Raw genomic sequence first — 20,870 nt, forward strand, 5'->3', positions numbered from 1 at the left:
AGTGGAAATTATGTTCATCATATTTAAAGACTATTAAATACAGTTATCCGTGAGGTCATCTATTTTCCAGCCTTTTTGAATAGCTATTTGTTGTTTGTTTTCTGGAAATCTTGATTTATCTAGAGCTAAACAAACAAGGTATTTTGGTCTTGTTGTAGCAACAAATAGCTGTTTCATAAATTTTTCTTTTCGTACTCCAGATGGTTTTTTATTAGTATTTTTTAATAAGTAATCTATGGTTTGTTGAATATCGAATTCATGGTTTTTAGTTTCAAGAACAAGTGTTGCAGCATGTGTTTCACCTTTTACACCATGTATGGTTGAAACTTCAACATTAATAGTTTTATCTTCATCAGTATAAGAGTAAACATTACTTGTATTTGTTGAATCAACCATATCCTGCTGGGTATACTTAAGAAATTCTGTAACTTTAGGAGTAGACTCTATATTAAATAGAGAGAGTAATTCTATTATTTGAGATTGCCAGAAAGGCTCAGTGATTGCGTTAGTTTGCATAACTGATAAAAACCATCGGTTATAGTCCATTATTTTATTAGTTTGTTTAAACCATGCTTTTAATGAGCTAGTAGAGTTTTGATTAAGTTCTATATTAGCTAACTCACAAAACTTGACTATGCCTTTCATAATAACTTGATAAGGCTCTTTCATATGAGAGTCTTTTAATTGTTTAGCCACCAAAATATAAAGTATTAATTTATCAAAATTAAGGTTGTGATTATTAATTTTTTCCATTGCGAAGGATGGGAAATAATGAACGATAGTTAAGCTATCTTCTTTTTTCTTACCTACAGCTCCTACTGCTTTAATGGGGAGTGTATTATCATTGGGAATGCATTCACAACAGAGCTTAGCAAAAGTGGGAATAACTTGGTCTCTCGTCGCCTTGTCAACTAAATAAATTGTATGTTGTGGGCTATTTTGACTAGAAAGAACAGTATTAAGTGTCAGTTTATTATAGCTAAGACCTGTAACAAGGTTTGCAATATCGTTTGAAAAACGATGGCTTAATTCTATGGTTAATAAGTTGGGCTGATTATTATAAGACTCATTAGGCTGACTATTATTCATAGAGTCATATATTGCTTGATCTGGATCGCCAAATTTTTGAAGCTTACAAGCCTGGTTATTAAAGATACTATTAAGTAATTCATCTTGTTGCTTATTGGTATCTTGCATTTCATCTATAATAACTATTGGAAAACGCTTTCTAAGAAATTTTTTAATTGAATAATTTGAATGTAAATAGGCTTTCCCATACTCAAACATTTCACTATAAAAATGATAACCTAAACTCAATAGTTGTTGCTTGACACGACATAAATCTAAATAGCTTGGTTTTTCTGATGTATTAGAAAACCCAGGCACGAGTAAAGTTAACTGATTATCCCTATAATAATACTTTAGATCGCTTAAATTACAGTAATTTTGCTCAATATAATATTTAGTTTTATAACAAATATGGCTTTCAATATAATTATAACAACTATCGTCATCAATTTTAGTGACAAGAAGGTTATTTGATCGACAGTAAGGTATTCCAAGAAACATATTCACAAAACTATGAATTGTTCCTATAAAATGAGGGTATCTTAAAAGCTTGGCTCCATGTGGGTGATCTTGTAATCTTTTAGTAATCTCATCTTTAGCCACATTGGTATGACTCAAAACACAGACACCTTGGTAGTTGGCATTCCATTTTTTAGCTAGCAGTATTAATTTAGCTGCAACTAAAGTGGTTTTCCCACTACCTGGGCATGCTTGAACATCTTGATATGATTTTAAGCATTCCCTTCGGGCATCATCAAATACTAATCCCATCTCTTGCTGTAATAGATCAATATCTTCATCTGTAATATCAATCATTCTGAGTAACCTCAGCGACAGCTGCTGACTCTGGTATTTCATCATTAAATGGTTCTGTAACAAATTCTATGGCATCGATGATATAGGTAGGTAATTTTTCTTTTAGCTCTTGAGAGCTATCTTTATATTTATTAATTAGAATTTTTGATAAATTGTATGCAACTTCAGTTTTAGCGCTACTTTTAGTATCTATTTTTGAGTAAATTTGTATTGCTTTTTCTTCAATATTCTCATTTAAATCTGCAAATCCTTCGTTATTACCTTGGCTGGCTTGGTAAACTTCTTCTGCCAAACCATATTTGGCTAAACAATATTCAAAAGTCCATTCATTAGAAATAAAGGTTTTGATATTATCATCATCAAACTCCTGTTTTTTCTGTTTGTAGTCGTCGAGCCCATCAGAATAACTAGATCGCCAGTAATGTAAATTACCACCTTTTCCATTTTTTGGTTGTTTTTTTTCTTTAAAACCAACTATATCATTCTCGCCTTGCTTCTCTGCCTTATCAGGCCATAAGTCTAGATCAGTAATACTTGCTACTTTAATGGGTAAATTGTCATTATCACTATTACCTTTATAAATTTTTACATAACGTTTATAAGTAATACCAGCTCCTTTCACTAATGAAACTCCATAGTTCTCAAAGGGTCTTCCTAATAGCTCGGCAATGGTAGGTAATAGTATTTCTTCACCTTCACCCTCGATAAAAATAACTGCTTTGGCAAAAAACATATTAGCTTTTGTCACATCTAAAAATTTTTCTAGAAAAATATAGTCATCATTAGCTAAAGCCGTACACCCTTTACGTAAAGGATAAGCTTTACCTTGGTTCATCAAAATAATACTTTCCAAAGGCACTTTAGAGGCTAAATTGGGGCTATGGGTAGAAAAGATACATTGAATATTTCTTTTATGACTAGTTACTTGCATCTGGCTATCTGTTGATTGCTCTTGATTATTTACAGGCTCACCTGCTGTAATTGTAGCTAAATACTGAATAAACTTCATTTGTAATTGAGGATGTAAGTGTGCTTCAGGCTCTTCTATTAACAACATAGGCAAACCTTCGTCTTGCTCATCCTTAAGTAGCATTAATTCAGCGGCCATAAAGAGCAAGTTACTATAACCCAAACCGTGGTTTTGGCCGGTTTCATCAATTGAAAGCATTAGCCTTTCTAATATATTTTTAAATACAATCTTTTTTTCTAGCTCGTTCATTTCTCCAAGAGGTTTGCTTGCTAACATTTCAATAACAGGATTGAACGCATGTTCTTTAAATGTAAAATTATTTAATTGTTCTTCTATAGTTTTTGCTGTATTGCGAATACAGTCATCTTCTTTAATCGTTTTATTGGCAGTTAATATTGCTTCTATTAAACGATTAACTACATTTGTGTCTCCCCCAAAGGCTTTGCTACTTTGTAGAAGTTGAGAGAAACGGGAGTTCGCACCAGCAGCCAATCCTTTCTCAGCATCCCTTAATGGCTTTAAATAAGTAGCCGCTAAATAGGTTCTTTGTTCATCTTCGAGCCTATCCCCTTCAAAATTTTTACCCGAAGATATTGTTTGGCTAATATTATTGCCATATCGATTGAAACCTTGTTTTAGCGAGGCTTTCATATTGACATATAATACAGATTTACCTTCCTCTGTCGTTAAGTGATTAGCAAAAGCAGCACCATCGAGCTCTACTAAGTCTTCAAACTTTAACTGAATGGATAGCTCATCTGCTCCTGTGTGAAAATCCGTTTCTTTAACACGGACATTTTCAATAGAGTTTGTATTTAGTACTAATTTTATAGCATCAATTAATGCAGTTTTCCCTGCATCATTTTCACCGATTAAAACATTTAACCCCTTGTTAAGCTTTAGATCTAATGCTTCAAATAATCTAAAGTTGTTGATGACTATATGTGCTAAATACATATTACTTATCCTATTTTGATTTATTTGTTTTTCTAGCTAATCAGACTTCGATACATCTAAGACAAATACGTCAATTTTGTCTTTTAGTTCTGATGGCATAAGACTTTCAATGGAAAACTTAAGTTCTTGAGCATTATTAATATTACGATTTTTTCGATCTGCCACTTTTTCGTTTGAACCAAACCAAAATACTAGGTAGATACCTTGATCAGCAGCATTGGGGTGTATAGAATAACGTTTATGAAGTTGCTCAGATGCAGCTGTATAAAGTTCAGGATGCCACTGGCCTTTTGCCTCGATCACTAATAAATAAGTTTGACCACTCAAAGAAAAAGCAACAGTAATATCACATCTATTTTGTTGAGACATAGATTTTTCTAAATCAATATGAATATCTAAAGGTGCTAAACGTGGTTTAAGCCAGTCAACCACTCTATTCCGAGCTGTATTTTCATCTACATGCTTTCCATTTTGATAAAAGACATCAACGGGATTTGTTTCTAAACCTTTAAGCTCTTTCTGATAATCTTCTAGTTTTTCAATAACATAAGTTCGTAAATCCTCTATAGATCCAATTTTATTATGATCAAAAAAGTTGACTATTTCTATTATCTTCGGTGGAGTAAAGTTTTGTAAGGTTATTCTCTTATTAGCTTCGTATCGGTGGTGACGGATAGGTTCAGATAAGTTATTAAACCGTGGATCAGACAATAACTTATCAAATACGACCATACTGTTGTTACCATCTTTTTCTATGTATTTAACCAATCCTACAAGAGTACTATAAGCTTTTTCTTCTTTCGTGCTATCTGTTGACCAAGCATACTGCTCTTCAGTAGGTGGACAACGTTCTATAAAGTAATCAAGTACTTTATAAATTTTTTCTGCTGAGAGATTAGGCCAATCTTTTTTGTCACTGCTCCAGGGCGAAACAATGTCAAAAAAAATCCATATTATATTAGGTTCCTGTTTTAACTCATCCCAAACTTTATTTTCTTTATCTTCTGTTAAGAAAAAAGCAGTTTCTAACCAAAATTGCCTTACTTGTAATTGGTTATCAGTTGGTGGCCCATAAAAACCTTTATCTATTACAAGACAATTATTTGCTTGTTTTTCTATTAGAGGGATTAACTTCTTAAGTTGATTGTGTTTAATACAATAATTAAAAAGCTCTTTTAAGTTATTAATACCCATATAAGGATAGTTTTCAAGCCAGTATAAACAAAATTTTATATTAACTGGACTCCAATTTTCTTTATCTAGAAGCCAATGTAAAGAAACATGATGATTATTGTTATTACCAAATTGAGGTGTTATATAGTGACTAATAAAATCCTCAAGATCTTTTTCAGATTTAAAAAGAGTTCGATCAATTTCATTTGCAAATTCAATTCTGTCTGTTTCAGTAACCTCTTGAAAATGTGTATTAGCGTTTGCCCTTAGTAATTTTAGATGTTTCTCTGGTAAATTCTCTAATGTTCCTGTTTTTTTAAAAATAACAAAACATATTGCATATAGCATTATCACAGTATAAGGAAGAGCTCCTTTCACAGTTTTTTGGGCCATTTCCTCTAAAGAGGGTAATTCTGGATCGAGTAATGCTAGACCATTACCTAAAGTATCTTCTATAAAATTTAAATCTTTATATTTAAGAATTTTTTTTCTATCAAATAAATATTTAATACTAAAAAACTCTAGCCACCACCAATGTTGACCTCTTTTAATTAAGGCTTCATTATCCAGTAAATAGCTATTATTATGATCAAATCTTTCTTGTTCTTCTCTTTCATATGAGCGATCTTTGCGACGCCATTTAGCATGAGAGTTACTTTTACCTTTTTTAAGAGTTTTTCTATAAGCTATATCTTTAGCCCATATTTTCATCAGATCATCTTTTTGATTAGCATGAGAGCGTAGAATTCGTCTTAAAATTATCATGTCATCTTTATTACTTTTATACCAATAACGATTATGAGATTGAAATAATAACTCCCAAAGACTGGTCTTATTGGTATCAAAAGCATAAATAATTAATTGCTGATAATCATCCAAAGTAAAGATTAATCCCGCATGTAAACGTTCATACCTCTCTTCATATATATCCTTAAAATACTCTGTTTCTATTAGTTGAATATAAATGGCATGTCTTAATTCAAAATTATTTAAAAGAGTATTAACACAAGGGTCTGTGTCAATAGAGTATCCTTTTGTAGCGTATCTTAAATCTTTCAACCACAATGCTAGTTTTTCAATATTGTAGTTATTGTCTGCTAGTTCAAAATACCTATCTAATAAACGACTTATAACTTTACTAGTACCATTTTTACAGGTGCATTTGTATTCGTTTTCAGCATTACAGGTACAATGTATATCTTTTGTTAGATTATCAAGAAAATATTCTGTATCTGTTAAATTAAAAGACTGAGCTAAAGACTTTATAAAGTACCTTTTGCCAATAACTCGTTCATTTAGTTTAGCCTCATCACTTGTTGGATATAAGTTTGTTAACTCTTTTAAAAGCGCTAAGACCTTATCTTTACCCACTGAAATAACGCCAAGCTTCTCTACAATATCTGCTGCATACTCTAAATCATCATCTTGCTGACGTTTGAATAGTGCTTGAAATACAGATAGATAATCCCAGTTATTTTGTAGAGTTAATAGGCTCCTTATTGCATCATTTCTGATTCGAGGATATTGTTTATTATCCAGTAATAACACTATAAGCTCTTCTTGAAAAAGGTTTGGTGTATCCAAGGTCTTTATAAGATCTAATAGCAGAGATTTTAAATGAAAGCCTATAGCTTCACTTAAAAGAAGCTTCTTTATTTGAGGTACTATATCAGGTGTAATAAAGCCCTTAGCATTAAAGCTACGATAGCTATCACTTGCTCTAAAATAGGGGTTTTCTTCTTGTAATTTTTCAAGAGCTAATATTAATTTATGTTTACTTGTGGGAAGTAAACGAGAGGGATCACCATTTGCGATAACTGCATAGACATCCAGATTAATAGCTTCTACTTGTATTAATTCATCCCCTAAACAAGCTATCCAGCCCAATAATCCTCTTAACTCCGTTCTTACTACATTATTAGGCGCTATAATAGAGAAACAACGTCTTAATGTTATTTGATCTTTTGGCTCTTTAATTCTTCTGATTAAGTAATTAGCAGCACAATACTCAGCAACTATTCTGTGTACTGGTTCGTAACAATTAAAGTTATCTGCTTGTTTAAACAGACCTGTATCTAAAATTTGTTTTAGGTCAGATTTAGATATTATTGGGCTAAGAGAATTTAAATGGGGGAATTCCTCTGATTGCTCTTGTTCAGATAAAGAGACCCCCGATATACCTGCAAGTAACAATTTAGCAAATACTTCTTCTGTAAATGTTATTAACTGATCCGTTGTACATCTATTCTTTTTAGGTACTTCTGGATTATGCTCTTTTGCAAGATCTTTTACAGCGTTTGCAAAAACTTCAGCTTTTGAACCAAATGTTTTAGTTTCTCTATAAGCAGATATAAATAGCTTTAAAAATTGAGGATTATTCGTTAGCCCGTGTAAATCCAATTTTGCTAACTGATCACTAAAATCTTTAAAATCCGCATTATTACAATGATGATTAAAAAAAAGTTGTTGTTCCTGTTGATCTAAAGGGGTTAAGTAAAAAGTTTCTATTTGTTCAGGTTTAATCTCTAAATAATCACAGATTAAACCCTGATTACGTTCATTTTCCCACTCACTCCCTCTACTAGATAGAATAACAATATTAGGAGATTGTTTATCTATCTTTACCAATAGGGTATCTATTGCAGATTGACCATCCAATTTAGATACTTCATCAAAACCATCTATTATCAATACTTCTTGTTTATCTACAGTAGCCTTATTTTTAAAAACATTAGCTCTATATCGGTTAGTGTTATATTGATTTGCAAGACTAGAAAGAAGAGTTGTTTTACCTGCTCCAGGTTCAGCTAATATTATAATAAACTTATAAGGAGTTTCTTGAGTAAATACTTGAGATTGAGGTATAGATTCATTATCTTTTTTTCTTAATATTCTTTGAATATAAAAATCAGGCATAGCTACTACTTACCTCTAGCGCTTTTTCCAGCTTCTCAGCAAAATAAGAATTATCCCCATGCGTCATCACTAAATACTTAGTAGCTCTAGTCATAGCTACATAAAGTATTCTGGCTTCCTCTTCCTTTGTTTCTTCGTATTTAGCGGGTGTTCCTACTGCTGGTATGCATACTAGTGGGAATTCTAAGCCTTTACTGGCATGCATGGTCATTAGGTTAATACCTGGTTGATCTTTCTTTTCTTTAATGGGAATGCCCCGTTTTTGGCAGCTTTTAGTGATTTGTTCTGCCATATAGTTCCAGCGATAGATAATGCCCATGTCTTGCCAAGGCATTCCTGCTTGGTTATGTTCTATCAGGATATCAGCTATGCGTTCACATTCTTGGTAGAATTTGGGCAGTTTTATTAATAGCGGCATTGGTCCATGAGTACCTGCTCCTACTGGTTCTATTACAGGTGGCTGGTCTTCGTCTCTTTCCTCTGCATGTAGTAATTCTTCAGCAAAGGTTTTGGCTACAGTGAGTATTTCTACAGTATTACGGTAATTTAGTTTTAAAACAGTGGTGCGCCCCCTAGCTTGAATACCTAGTTGGGAGAAGACAATTTTCTTTTTCTTTTGGTAGATAGATTGGGCATCATCATAGAGTACTAGTAAGGCATTACTTTCTGGATTTATCATTTGTACAATGAGTTTGAACCATTCATCCTTAAAGTCATGGCCTTCATCTATCAATATGGCATCATATTGACCACTGGGTATGAGTTTTCTATCGACATTTTCTATTACTCGCTGTACACACTCAGCATGAAATTGTTTTGTACCTTCAGGAGTCTTATCATTTTTATTAGGTAAGGGAATACCATAAGCCGTTAGCTGACGATTGCACCATTGATGGAAGTTCATGGTCTGGACTTTTTCATTAAGTCCTTTGTTGATCATGTTTTGTTCTAGAGTTTCAGCTAATTTACGATTAAAACAAAGAATCAGTATGGGTCTTTTAACAAGGGAAGCGAGATATTGTGCTCGATAACCCAGTATCATGGTTTTACCTGATCCTGCTACCCCATGAATAATACGGTGTCCTTCTCCTAAACTACGTGCCAGTTGTTCCTGTTGAATATCCATAATCTTTAGGATATCAGGCAGTTCTGCTATGGGGTTATTAGCATCCTCAGCAAAGAGATCCCTTTGTTCTGGTACGCGTATTTCAGGGAAGATATGCCAACGAATACGATCTATTTGTGGTAGGCTGATCATACCACGCATTTTATAGTGGAACATTTCCCAAAGACGTTGTTGAAAAACTTCAGCATCAACGCTTTCTACCATTTCATCTCTACAGATTACAAGATGTTCTGGAATAGCTTCAGCTAATTGCCCCTCATTAAATTGTTTACGGGTAATATTAGTTAGCACTACACCAAAGGCATAAGGAAACATCAATTTACCTTGGCGAGGCCCTCCTGCAAACACTAATTGCGGATCTCTTTCTAAGAGTTTGAGAATAGCCAATATATAGCTACGGGCTTGTTCTAGGGGATTTTTTTCTTTGATCTCACCTCGATCAGTAAGTAGTGTGGCTTGTTCTTTATCTAAGCCTATTAGCGTATCAACTTTCCAATCCTTAACTTCTAAGATTAATAAGCCACGGTTAGGATGGAAAATAATATAGTCAGGATGGAGTGCTTTATTACCAACAGGTACATCGTACCAACATAAATAATCTTCTTCTAATTTTGCTTCTAATAGCCGAGCAAAGCGTTTTTCCCCTGATGTCATACGAGGTAAACAACTATTAAGGGTAGGAATTAAAGTAGCCATGGCTTTTCTTCCTTGAAGAACTGAAGAGTATACTTACATAACAACACAGATAACGCTGTACTTAAAACAGCAGGCTTATATTAATTGTATATAACTTATAAGGTTATATATTACAAGCTATTCACTTTATAATGGATTGTTAATCAATCTTATTAGACTTTAGTCTAACAACTAACTTCTCTACCATATCAATCAACATTTGCTTATCCTCTACAGCAATAGAAGATAACAGAGATTGAAGGTATATAGCCTCATCAGTAGGTCTATTACTGGTTTCTGTGAGTAATTCTGACACAGGACAATCAAATACCTCTGCCATTTCAATGAGGCGTTCCACGGTAGGAATAACAATACCACGTTCTATTCTCGAAACGGCTTCATTACCCAAACCAAGCTTTTCTGCTAATTGTTCTTGTGATAAATCAGCTGCTTTACGGTATTTAGCAATGGCTTTACCTATCATATGGTGCAGTTGAGGTTTTTGTTTCTCTGCGCTTTTAGGTTTTTTTACTGTAGATTTTTTAGCCGATTTTACTGCTTGCGCTTGTTTCGTTTGTTTAGCCAATTTAATACCCTCCATTCATGTTGAATCATCGGGTATTCATGTATTATTTTGAACATCGTAATATGACTATATTCAACCTATATAGTTGAATATTTACTTTTTATGTGGTGAAATAAATAGCGAACTAAATATAGATTCATTTCCAAGTGTTATTTATCTATAAAAGTATTTTATGAAGTTAACCATCTAGTTTTATTTAAGGAGCATATAAATGAGTATAGATCTTGAAGAATATTCCTCTGATCAATTAACCAAGCAAGATTTAATTCAACTTATTGATGATAGAAAATCTTTTAGAGTAGTACAGGTTACTAGTATCTCAACTGTTGTTGGTCGTATAGAAGAAGCTATTGAGTCTCAAGGGTTAAGGTGTAGAGTTTATACTGAGTATAGGTCAGCAGCATTGAGTAGTGCTGTTATCCCGACAGGAGTTACTCAGGCAGTAGGATTATTTTCTGCTATTGGGATAGGGCTACATAATCTTGTTACTTATAATCCAGTGATGGATAGTGTTACTGTAGTATATAAAAAATCATAGTATTCAAATAGTTTTTTGATATTTCTAACTTATCTATTAATTATTTATTTTTAGTAAGGAAATTTCCATGAAAAAATTACTCACTATATTCAGCTTATTATGCTGTTCTGTATTATTTACCCATCATGCTATGGCTGCTCCTAATTTATGGGGATCTAGCTTTGCACAAGGCTTTATTGAATATGGAATTGTTAATGATAAAGGTGATTCTATAATTATTACCTGCAATATAGGAGCAGGTGACGATTATGACAACTCAGTAGCCATATATTTGGCCAGTAATAAGCAATACGAGAATGAAAAAAGTGAACTAGAATTTGTAATTGCGGATGAAAGCTATCCTATCCCCAGTGAAACTGAGACGAGGTCAGGCTCTAATGCATGGGATAGTTTTGTAGGGGCGATTAGTACAGCCACTCAATTTGATGTTTATGTAGATAATAAGAAAATAACGACATTTAGCCCCAAGGCTAACAATGTTAAGAAAGTCTTAAAAGACATGGATTGTAGTTCATTAGTTAATAGATCAGAATAATAGAAACCTTTTTAGTATGAGTATTTATTGATTATATAGCGATAAATACTCATACTAAATAGCCTTAATTAACAATCAGTTAAGGTAGTAAAGATTATAATAATATTTACTGTTTTAGACTAAAGTTTAATGGCATAATAGATGGCTTAATAATGAGTTAATAGATGATAGAGTATTTATTCAATGGTTATTAGCTGTACCAAGGAGTAAAAGGAGTTTAAGGTATGTTTTTTAGTAGTAATACCACCCATTTTACATTGTATGTAGATGGATTAGAGCAAGATCAAAATAGTAACAAACCTATTGATCAAATAACAACTAAGACAAATAATGCAAATTCAACTTTACCTATAGATTTAACCAGTGATTCTGGTGCAAGTGGTTTTAGTGATGCTTTATCAGGTATAGGTGACAAACTATCTTCTTTGTCAGGTGGTTTAACAAGCCTTGATCCGTTTACTGCTTTAAAACAAGCCAACGAATTAAAAACCTCCTTAAACAGCCTAAACAATAGCATTAATGATAATGAAAAACCTAAAAGCGCAGTAGATCGTCTCCAGATATTATCCTTCTCTGGTGTAGAAGGTATCTCTAGTCCTTATGCGTTTGAGCTGGTACTTGTCAATGAATTCGTTCGTTTTGACGTAACGACTTTACTGAGTAAGCCTGTTTTTCTAGCTTTTACTCCAGATGGACGTTCAGGCTCTGGAATTCATGGAATTGTACAATCCGTCAAGCGTGGACCTGTAGGTCAGCATTATGCTCAGTTCTCTATTGTGATTACCCCACGTTTCACTAACTTGATGCGTCGCACCAATCAAAGAAAATTTGTACAGCAGACCACGCCAGATATTATTAAAATTATCTTAGAAGAACACGGCATAATGGAAGGCGCTGAATCAGGATTTGAATATAAACTCAAAGAAACCTATCCAGTAAGAGACTTCTGTGTGCAGTATGACGAAAGTGATTATTCTTTTGTAAGCCGTCTCTGTGAAGAAGAAGGCATTGCCTATTCATTCACTCACTCAGCTAACGCTCACAAAATGATCTTTACCGATGCCATGCCATTCTTCCCAAGCATAGCAGAAGCTGTTAAATTTATGAACGACACAGGCATGGTAGCAGATACTCAAGCTTTAAAATACTTCGACGTCTCCCTTGCCTCCAGAACCCAAACAGCCGCATGGCGTGACTACAACTTCAAAACAGCCAAAATTCCTGAAGGTAGTAGTGAAGGTAAACAAAGTCAAAAGGGTAATGAGGCAACTGAACCAAACTTAGAGTACTATGACTACCCAAGCTCAGGTATGGACAAAGCCAGAAATGATCAACTAGCCAAAGTCCAAATAGAACGTCTTAGAGCAGACCACTTAACAGCTGAGGGGTATAGTGATCGATCAGACTTTCACTCAGGCTACTACATCACCATAGATGGACATCCTAGTCTAGATAGCATGGATGCAGAAAAACCTTGGCTGATTACCCAAATCAAACACAAAGCCTATCAACCCCAAGTATTAGAAGCATTTGGTGGAACAAATAGTGCACAAAACACCCTGCCAAGCCAACTGCATAAATACCTAGACATAGATACTCAGCTAGAATTTCCAATAGATAACCAACAACAAGGTTACTTCAACGTATTCAATGCTATACCCCAAGAAGTATCCTACCGCCCAGCTCTAAGACATCCAAAACCCAAAGTACTTGGTTCCCAAACAGCTGTTGTCACTGGCCCTGCTGGAGAGGAGATTTACTGTGATGAATATGGCAGAGTAAAAATTCAGCTACATTGGGACAGAGAAGGTAGCTATGACGAGAATAGCTCCTATTGGGTAAGGGTAGCCTCTAACTGGGCGCATGATGGCTATGGCACTGTAGTTATACCTAGAGTGGGTATGGAGGTTATGGTCGACTTCTTAGAGGGAGACCCTGATCAACCAATGATCAAAGGAGCAATTCATAATGGAGTTAACAAAGTTCCTTACGACTTACCAGCCAACAAAACCCGAAGCGTCTTCAAAACCTCCAGCTCAAAAGGTGGTGTAGGTTCAAACGAACTACGCATAGAAGATAAAGCAGGCCAAGAACAAATCTTTGTGCAAGCACAAAAAGACTTCGACGCCCTCACAAAAAATAACCATACCGTACAAGTGCTCAACAACAGCCATCTTCAAGTTCAAAATGAACACTCAGAAACTATTGTAAAAAACCGTTATCAACACCAACAAAGTGAAGAACACCATCTCACTCAACTAGATCGTAAGACTCAAATACTACAAAACGACCACACTACAGTAGGTATGACCCAACATACCACAGTAGGTACAGTACAAACCATCCAAGCAGGCCAAGAAGTTCACCTTAAAGCAGGAATGAATATAGTAATAGATGGTGGTTTAAGTTTAACCTTAAAAGCAGGTGGACAGCATATTGTATTAAATCCAACAGGAATCTGGATGACCATGCCAGTGTGGACAGGTGGTGTACCTATGGAGGGAACTCCATCTGCTCCATTATTGCCAATGGCAAATGAAAAAGCTGTTGAAGCTACAGTTTCACCAAAAACACAATTAGCAGCATTAATGCAAAAGAAATCGCGTTGCCTAATTTGTGAAGCTGCAAAAAAACAAGCTTAGGAGTAATTGAAAAATGCAAAATACTCCTCAAGACTTAACTGAAAACTATCGCCAGGCAATCCAAAAACTACCTTGGCATACTCACCAAATAACTTTGTTATTAGATGGTATTAATGTTCCTAATATTTTACGTTTAATACATGCGAATAACGCCATTAAACAGTTTTCTGTTTTATATATACAAACCCGTTTTCAAGAGCTAAAAGAAGTTTCACCTTGTTTAATAAAACTTGATAGTTCAACGAGCTATCCGATAGAAAAGTTTTTAGAAAATATAAACAATGAATGGGGGTATTTTTTAGCTAGCCAATCAACTTGGGAAGAGCAAGTTCAATACTTAAAAAGTTTACTTGTTGTAGAGGATGCTTTAACCGAACAGCAAATGCTACTAAAAATTGCTGATCCACAAGTTATGGCAGCACTATTAAGCACTTCAATAGAGGAACAAGATACAACCTTGTTTGGTCCTTTTACAAATATGCTTGCCGCTAATGTAATAGATAAACAGATAAATTACTTACAAAGACCAAACCAACAATTAATCCCTTTAAGTATTCCATATAAGTTAACAGAAAAGCAGGCCAAAGCACTTGACCAAGTAGATATTAAACGGGCTAACCAACAAATCTATGCCCATATGCAAACTTATTTTCCAGAGTTTCTTACTGGTTATGGAAGTGATTATAAAAAAGAAATTGACCTCATAATAAGTCAAGCAGAACAATTCGGTTATACAAGTGTTAAAGAGCAACTTTACTATTTAAATATTCATGGCTATCTGGGAGTAAATGCACTTCAAGAGAATGCACAATTAGCTAGTTTAGTTAAAGCAAAAAATATAGAGTCATTAAAAGACGCCGCACAGTTAGCGAAGCAGCTATCTGAAGATAAAGGAATAGCAGTATGACAATAGATACATCAAAACCAGATCCAAATGAAGCAGCAGGTGCAGCAAATGCAGCAGATAAAACAGCGCCAGCAGTATGTCCATTAAATGATGACTATATTCAATTATTGCCTATTCGTTATGCTTATGTTGAGAACTTAGCAGGTAACCATGAGCACTATGATCAACCTGTTATGGATCAAGCAGGTGAAAATAAAACGTCACAAAATCAACAACAAGCTAATGATTCTACACAAGAAGGTGATGATGCAATAACCCAACTTCCAACTGTTACAGTGTATGGGGGACCTCATCCCGTAGGCTATAGATTTATTCGTGATGGTTGGTTATATATAATAGATGATAAGGATAACCGTATTCGTGAGTATGTTTTAAAAGATGGTGTTGTAGTACAACGTACCTACAAAGGCATAGGGCCAGCCATTTATCCAATTACTCGTGATAGCTATGACAAAATAGAGCAAGAGGATAGTAAAGAACTACGAATTATCTTTAAAAAAGATCGCAAAATATATATAAGTTACTCACAAGTACAATGGACTACTGCTAAATGCGTGCAAATGAGTAAAAGAGCAGAACGAAAAATGTTCATGCAAGAGGTGGATTTAGCTAATGTGAGTTGTGAGCATGTAGGAAAACACCTACTGACACGTGAACAAGCAGAAGAATCAATAGCAGAAGTAGCAGAAGAGTATCAACCACCAGAACATCCAACAGAGTTTGAAACAGAGTGTACAGCTTATAGTTGGACGGTAACGCCTTTTGCTAAAGCCTCTATTGGTAAATTGACTAGCCAAGTAAAACAGCAATATGAGCAAAAAGGTAATTATCTTTTTGTGGCTGTATATGATTATATTGGCATGATGTTAGATTTAGAAAATGAGCAACAACTGGTAGCTAAATGGTTAGGGGATTGGGCAGAAAAAGATAATAATAGCTTAAAATACAATGTAGGCAACTATATTGATTCCACCTTAACAATAACTCCAAATAATGCAGCCCAAAAAGGGGCAGGGTCTTGGATATCATCATTACCACCAGAAAAACAACAAGCGATTTATGATTATGTCAATGAAAGCATCAAAGTAGATCAGGAAATTACAAAAATCATTGATGAAAAAAGGGCTGCATATGCTAGTTCTGCTGAACTAGAGCGGACAGTTATGGAATATCCAGGCTATGTCACGCTTGAAGAAAAGAAACAAGCAATGATAGATATTCTTGGTAAAGAGGAATATGAGGCACATAAGGATGAGATTAATGAGCTTCGAAAAAATCAAGAGTTACATTATGATGGTAAGTTTTGGTTTGGTAGGGGTGTAAACCAGTTAGTTAATTTAGAAACAATGAAAAGCTACTTAGCCATCAATCGTGAAAAATATAATGGTTGGCAGAATCGCTTAGAAATCGTTACCAATGCTCGTTGCTCCTTATATACTAATCGATATCATATGACAACTTGGTATTATGATAATAATGATGAAGAGCAACATAAGGCAGTGCTGTTATTAGAAAAAGCTGTATTACAAGATATCCAACGTAATGATAGAAGTATTAATACACTGGCAGAGTTTTTAGATAAAAATCCATACTATGTATTTCCTGCCTTTCAAACTAACTTTACGGTAGATTATTTTACAAAAACAATTCCTGAGGTTACCAAGTGGCTTAATGATACGAATAATCTTATTCAATCAACCATTAATAACGAAGCCACACCGCTTCAGCAACTTGAACAAAGAATGGGCAATAATTATTGGCGACAGTTATATCATGCCTCAGGTGATCTAGCAGAACTGCAAAGAATACATAGCCTTAATTTAAGTGCTGCAGTTAACCAGAATTTAGCAAACTTTATCACAGAAACAACAAGACCATTATTAAATGAAGCTGGACAAACACGTTTCAACACTGCTTTAGCACACTATGAACATATGGTTAATAGTATGGGGCTTAGTGCACGTGCCAGCTTTTTGTTAGAAATAAGAAGAGTAGGACATGTTTATATAAGTGATCTACCACAAGCTAATGCTAATGCAAGTAAAGCACTTAATGATATTAATAGATGGCTTGGACAAATTCAAACTAATACCACTACCCTTAATAGTAAAATAGCAGAACGAAACCGCCTTCAAGATCCTAACTCTGCAGAGTCAAGACAACTACGCACGCTACGAGAGCGTCAAGCAGCTAATAGAAGATTAACCAGAGAGATTACTCGGTTACAAAATGAAAATAGTACCTTACATACACAGATAGGAAGTCGCGAACAGCATTTAATGCAATATATTAGTCCATTAAATGCAGGCGAAGCCCATGCAAGCTTACGGTTTACCATTTCAGCAGAACAACAAGCAGCGCTTGACTATGAGCAAAGAGCTTTACGATCACGCTTCTGGCGAGGCTATGGAGAGGGTTTTCCAGCAGTAGGTGAATCGCTAAGAAGTGTTGCTTTACCTACGATACTATTGGCATTTAGTATTTTTAACTTAAGTAATGCTTGGACTCAGTTTAATCGAGACAAAGCAGTTAATGGAGTAACATTAGTTAATCTTGCTGATATGGCAGGTAGTATTACAGGAACACTGGGGGCAGTGGCATCAGTCTGGGAGGCTGCTCACTCATTATTATTAAATAGAGTACTGCAACGTGTTAATGCGATGGGTAATAATCTAGCAGGTGCTCAGTTATTGGGTAGATTAGGTAGATTAAATATATTATTAGGTGGGGCTGGGCAGTTTTTTGGTGGTTTTGCTAACTATATCACCTTATTTACCACCTTTAATAAATGGTATGAAGGGATAATGAGTGGTGATACAGGTAAAGCCACAGGGGCGGCAATGTCACTCTTTGCTAATGTGGGTAATGCCGCTGTTAGTACCTATGGACTTTATCAAACAACTGTAACTGGCTTAGCAATAGCGCGAGAGCTTCGTGCTGGACAAATTGCAGTCCGTGCAGTATGGGCAGTGCGTGGCGCCAGATATGCTACCATGATAGGTCGAGTAACGCCTGTAGGGTTATTATTAACAGCGGTACAGCTGATAGGTGAGGGGATTTATAATTATTATGACCTTTCCGAAGTACAGGATTGGTTTGAGAAAAGTTATTGGGGGAAAAAGAATCGGGGTTGGAATCAAGAGCAACATAATCAAATATTGGCGGAGGCGCTGCTTAAACCAATTATTATTGATCAAGGGGTAAAAGAGGTTGAGGGTAAAAACTATCGAGTTTTACAAACTATATTCCCTGGTCAAATGCAAAATACCCTAGTAAGTAAACCAATAAAATGGCAAGCACAATGGTTGTATAATATGCTTGATAACCCAGATGTGGATATAACGATTGGCGAAAATTTAAAACAAACTACTAAGCTAATTGGTGAGAGTGTGGTAGTGTTAGAATGGAAGCTACCTTGGCTACCACAAAATGAATGGTCTTCAGCTCAAGAAAATACTTTGCATTTAAGACTGTTTTATCAACCAGATATGGCTAATCAAACACTGGGCGGGGAACAATATGGGCTTGGGTATAAAGTACCATTACGAAAATGGGATATGGATACTAGCAAAAAAGTAGAACAAATAGCAGGAAATGAAATGAGAATAAGGAATAATATACCAACCATTATTTATCCAACAGGGCACCTATAATGACAAAAACTAATACACTTTAGATTTAAAAATTATTTTAGTGATATTGATATAAACCTACCTATAAGGTAATTGATTAATGCAAAAGATATTAACGCTTTTATTAACTATTTTTTTAATAATCGGTTGTACTAAAAAAGTAGAATTGGATGTGCTACCAAATGATACCTATAGTCGTATTAGTAAAATTATGCCGCTTCAAAATGCTGATTTTAATACAGAATATAGCTCTTATTTAAGCAAAGAACTACCTCAAAGTGTAATGGGAATAGATACCCGTAATTTACAAATAGAAAGCGTAAGATATGATTTTGATAAAAGAAATAGATTATGTGCTTTTTATATGACTATTATAGGTAAAGAAAGTGCTGATAAACTGATTGCTAGAATTGATAGTGATAATAGATTTTTACGCCTTAGAGAAGACTTAGGTATGTGGGCGATAAATACAGAAGAACTAGCAGAAAGTTCTTCTCAAGTGCATGTGCTTTATGATTTAAATGATACGAATAAAGCGGTCATGTCTCTGGAGGAGTTTGGGCAATGTTACAATAAATACTGACAAGCTTAAACATTATTTTTATTTTAAAAAATAATATATTAATCACTATTTATCCAACAGGTCACCTCTAATGACAGGAGTTAACACCCCATACCCAACGGCAGGTATTCAGAGCAAAGGTCTAACCACTAGATATTTAGCTTTAGCTCCTTTACCAATACCTACAGGTTATCCACCTATAGTGCAAATTGCAGACCTAAAACAAGCTACAGCAACCTATATGGACTATGGTAAAGGTAATTATTGGGGGTTTGAATTTGGCGTGAGGGCACAAATTTCATGGTTTATGATGTTGTTTTTTGCACTTTTTGCAATGCATATAGTCGTTGCTGCAACGGACTCTTATCCTTTTTTTTATGCTTTTTTTATTTATGTAGGGCCTGTGATGCTACAGCTATATGCCTATAGCTTAGGTGGCTCATTTTTATTTTTTAGTTTTATTACTATTAGTGGCTATTTTAAAGCAGCAAAACAAATTCCTTTACGTTTTAATCGAGAACGAAGAGAAGTTTGTGCGGTAGTGGGAAAAGAAGTTTTTATTGCTCCTTGGGAAAGTATTAGTGTTCAGCTAGAAACAGCCTTATTAATGAGTCAATATTCTGCTACTCAGCATGTTACTTTAACTTTCCAAATTCCTGATATTAACACAGGTCGTCAGGCTACCTATAGTATGGGGTATGGTGTTGAAGGACTTGCCATCGCAGATTGGGAAGCAATAAGAGTATTTATGGAGTATGGTCTGGAAACTTTAAAAAAACAAACAGGAACCCCTGATCTATTAGAACCAGAAGCACTAAAAAAAATAAAAGCTAATCCACAACCGACCTTTGACTATTACTATAAATTAGCCCAGCAATGCCAAGAAGGAAGCCTTGAATATTTTTATGTTATAAAAAATCAGAATAAATACAGTGACAGTAAAGTAGGTTATTTTTTTTGGATCGTTGGTCATATATTAAGCGGCTGGACCTTTCCTTGTCATCTAGCCGAATGGTTAAATAGAAAAAACTTTGTTAAACGCCCAAAGGCTATGCTAACGTGGTCACAACCTATTGCTAAAGAGCAATGGGAAAAACCAAGTTTAGAACTTATTGAACAAAGTAATATTTTACTAGCTACTTATGGTAAAAATAATATTAATAATTTAAAAGATTATTTTAGTTGTCAATGCTAATTTAAAAATACACCAGTGGCTAAAGCAAAAATGCACCACTTAACGAGTAGTTATTTATCTATTTTATAATTCTTTAAGAATGATTTTTAAATAGATAGGAGTCATTACCTATTTCAATGATGTCACAATGATGAACTAGCCTATCTAATAAAGCTGCTGTCTTTTTTTCATCAGCAAATAAAGTAGCTCATTCAGAGAAGACTAAGTTTAGTAATAATATTAACTTGCTCTACATCTGATATGAGTTAGTACAAGTGAGTTAATCGCTACTTACCTACTATTTAATGGAGGTACTTTCTTGTTATTTTTTTTATGCTGTTGTTTAATTAATTTATTGGTATAAGCACGTCCTCGACTACACTGCCATGTTAACCAATAAACTAATTCATACAGTTCTAGTAGTTGCATTTGCTCTATAAATTTCTTTTTCCAAGTATGTGCACTGGAAAAACTTATTTGTACTTGTTTGGCTAGTTGTATATTACTTTTGCCCTGTATCATTCCTTCTATAAAGGGTAGCCATTTTTCTATATGGAACAATTTTTTAATGGGAGAGTGATCTAACAAACTAA

Annotated in this window: 13 protein-coding genes and 1 pseudogene; 7 read left to right on the forward strand and 7 right to left on the reverse strand. The window is 34.6% G+C overall.

Features of this window, described 5'->3' with window-relative positions:
- Positions 1-33: 33 nt before the first annotated feature.
- From ACQVD9_RS04665 to ACQVD9_RS04685, 5 genes are all read right to left on the reverse strand, one after another.
- Entirely contained in the window at positions 34-1,884 is a 1,851-nt protein-coding gene (locus ACQVD9_RS04665; protein ID WP_264747694.1) for a UvrD-helicase domain-containing protein, read from the reverse strand.
- Positions 1,877-3,811, reverse strand: coding sequence for an ATP-dependent nuclease (locus ACQVD9_RS04670; RefSeq protein ID WP_264747695.1), 1,935 nt, complete (start codon positions 3,809-3,811; stop codon positions 1,877-1,879). Before ACQVD9_RS04670 ends, ACQVD9_RS04665 begins: the two co-directional genes overlap by 8 nt.
- 36 nt (positions 3,812-3,847) lie before the next feature.
- Positions 3,848-7,900: an NACHT domain-containing antiphage protein EruA gene (gene eruA / locus ACQVD9_RS04675; RefSeq protein ID WP_264747696.1), complete on the reverse strand. Its 4,053-nt coding sequence runs from the start codon at positions 7,898-7,900 to the stop codon at positions 3,848-3,850.
- Positions 7,893-9,722 carry a DEAD/DEAH box helicase gene (locus ACQVD9_RS04680; protein WP_264747697.1) on the reverse strand — a complete coding sequence of 610 codons (1,830 nt, stop codon included), beginning with the start codon at positions 9,720-9,722 and terminating at the stop codon, positions 7,893-7,895. The genes eruA and ACQVD9_RS04680 overlap by 8 nt, the downstream gene beginning before the upstream one ends.
- Before the next feature lie 139 nt (positions 9,723-9,861).
- Positions 9,862-10,287 (reverse strand): helix-turn-helix domain-containing protein, encoded by a 426-nt coding sequence (locus ACQVD9_RS04685; protein ID WP_264747698.1) that lies wholly within the window; start codon positions 10,285-10,287, stop codon positions 9,862-9,864.
- A gap of 211 nt (positions 10,288-10,498) precedes the next feature.
- Here ACQVD9_RS04685 and ACQVD9_RS04690 point away from each other — a divergent pair, with 211 nt between their 5' ends.
- From ACQVD9_RS04690 to ACQVD9_RS04720, 7 genes are all read left to right on the forward strand, one after another.
- Positions 10,499-10,825, forward strand: coding sequence for a hypothetical protein (locus tag ACQVD9_RS04690; RefSeq protein WP_264747699.1), 327 nt, complete (start codon positions 10,499-10,501; stop codon positions 10,823-10,825).
- Positions 10,826-10,892: 67 nt separating this feature from the next.
- Positions 10,893-11,360, forward strand: a complete 468-nt coding sequence (locus ACQVD9_RS04695; RefSeq protein ID WP_264747700.1) for a YfjT/YkfB family phage-associated protein — start codon at positions 10,893-10,895, stop codon at positions 11,358-11,360.
- Between the two features lie 224 nt (positions 11,361-11,584).
- The gene (gene tssI, locus ACQVD9_RS04700) at positions 11,585-14,002 is read left to right on the forward strand and encodes a type VI secretion system tip protein TssI/VgrG (protein WP_492089223.1); all 2,418 of its coding nucleotides are present in this window, start codon (positions 11,585-11,587) and stop codon (positions 14,000-14,002) included.
- A 13-nt stretch (positions 14,003-14,015) separates the two neighbouring features.
- Positions 14,016-14,909, forward strand: coding sequence for a DUF4123 domain-containing protein (locus tag ACQVD9_RS04705; RefSeq protein WP_264747702.1), 894 nt, complete (start codon positions 14,016-14,018; stop codon positions 14,907-14,909).
- Entirely contained in the window at positions 14,906-18,562 is a 3,657-nt protein-coding gene (locus tag ACQVD9_RS04710; protein WP_264747703.1) for a toxin VasX, read from the forward strand. Before ACQVD9_RS04705 ends, ACQVD9_RS04710 begins: the two co-directional genes overlap by 4 nt.
- A gap of 79 nt (positions 18,563-18,641) precedes the next feature.
- Positions 18,642-19,124, forward strand: a complete 483-nt coding sequence (locus ACQVD9_RS04715; RefSeq protein WP_264747704.1) for a hypothetical protein — start codon at positions 18,642-18,644, stop codon at positions 19,122-19,124.
- Between the two features lie 70 nt (positions 19,125-19,194).
- Positions 19,195-20,298 carry a hypothetical protein gene (locus ACQVD9_RS04720; RefSeq protein WP_264747705.1) on the forward strand — a complete coding sequence of 368 codons (1,104 nt, stop codon included), beginning with the start codon at positions 19,195-19,197 and terminating at the stop codon, positions 20,296-20,298.
- 73 nt (positions 20,299-20,371) lie between these two features.
- Here the strand turns inward: ACQVD9_RS04720 and ACQVD9_RS04725 are convergent.
- Positions 20,372-20,467 (reverse strand): annotated as a pseudogene (locus tag ACQVD9_RS04725) (ATP-binding protein); the annotation flags it as partial.
- Between the two features lie 101 nt (positions 20,468-20,568).
- Entirely contained in the window at positions 20,569-20,799 is a 231-nt protein-coding gene (locus ACQVD9_RS04730) for a hypothetical protein (protein ID WP_264747706.1), read from the reverse strand.
- Positions 20,800-20,870 lie beyond the last annotated feature (71 nt).

Source organism: Entomomonas sp. E7T21 (assembly GCF_058693955.1).

Bases quoted from the DNA above. Each gene is read 5' to 3' on its own strand.
- ACQVD9_RS04680 (WP_264747697.1), bottom strand. From the start codon at position 9,722: ATGGCTACTTTAATTCCTACCCTTAATAGTTGTTTACCTCGTATGACA.
- ACQVD9_RS04715 (WP_264747704.1), top strand. From the start codon at position 18,642: ATGCAAAAGATATTAACGCTTTTATTAACTATTTTTTTAATAATCGGT.
- tssI (WP_492089223.1), top strand. From the start codon at position 11,585: ATGTTTTTTAGTAGTAATACCACCCATTTTACATTGTATGTAGATGGA.
- ACQVD9_RS04730 (WP_264747706.1), bottom strand. From the start codon at position 20,799: ATGATACAGGGCAAAAGTAATATACAACTAGCCAAACAAGTACAAATA.
- ACQVD9_RS04695 (WP_264747700.1), top strand. From the start codon at position 10,893: ATGAAAAAATTACTCACTATATTCAGCTTATTATGCTGTTCTGTATTA.
- ACQVD9_RS04705 (WP_264747702.1), top strand. From the start codon at position 14,016: ATGCAAAATACTCCTCAAGACTTAACTGAAAACTATCGCCAGGCAATC.
- ACQVD9_RS04665 (WP_264747694.1), bottom strand. From the start codon at position 1,884: ATGATTGATATTACAGATGAAGATATTGATCTATTACAGCAAGAGATG.
- ACQVD9_RS04710 (WP_264747703.1), top strand. From the start codon at position 14,906: ATGACAATAGATACATCAAAACCAGATCCAAATGAAGCAGCAGGTGCA.
- ACQVD9_RS04720 (WP_264747705.1), top strand. From the start codon at position 19,195: ATGACAGGAGTTAACACCCCATACCCAACGGCAGGTATTCAGAGCAAA.
- ACQVD9_RS04670 (WP_264747695.1), bottom strand. From the start codon at position 3,811: ATGTATTTAGCACATATAGTCATCAACAACTTTAGATTATTTGAAGCA.
- ACQVD9_RS04690 (WP_264747699.1), top strand. From the start codon at position 10,499: ATGAGTATAGATCTTGAAGAATATTCCTCTGATCAATTAACCAAGCAA.
- eruA (WP_264747696.1), bottom strand. From the start codon at position 7,900: ATGCCTGATTTTTATATTCAAAGAATATTAAGAAAAAAAGATAATGAA.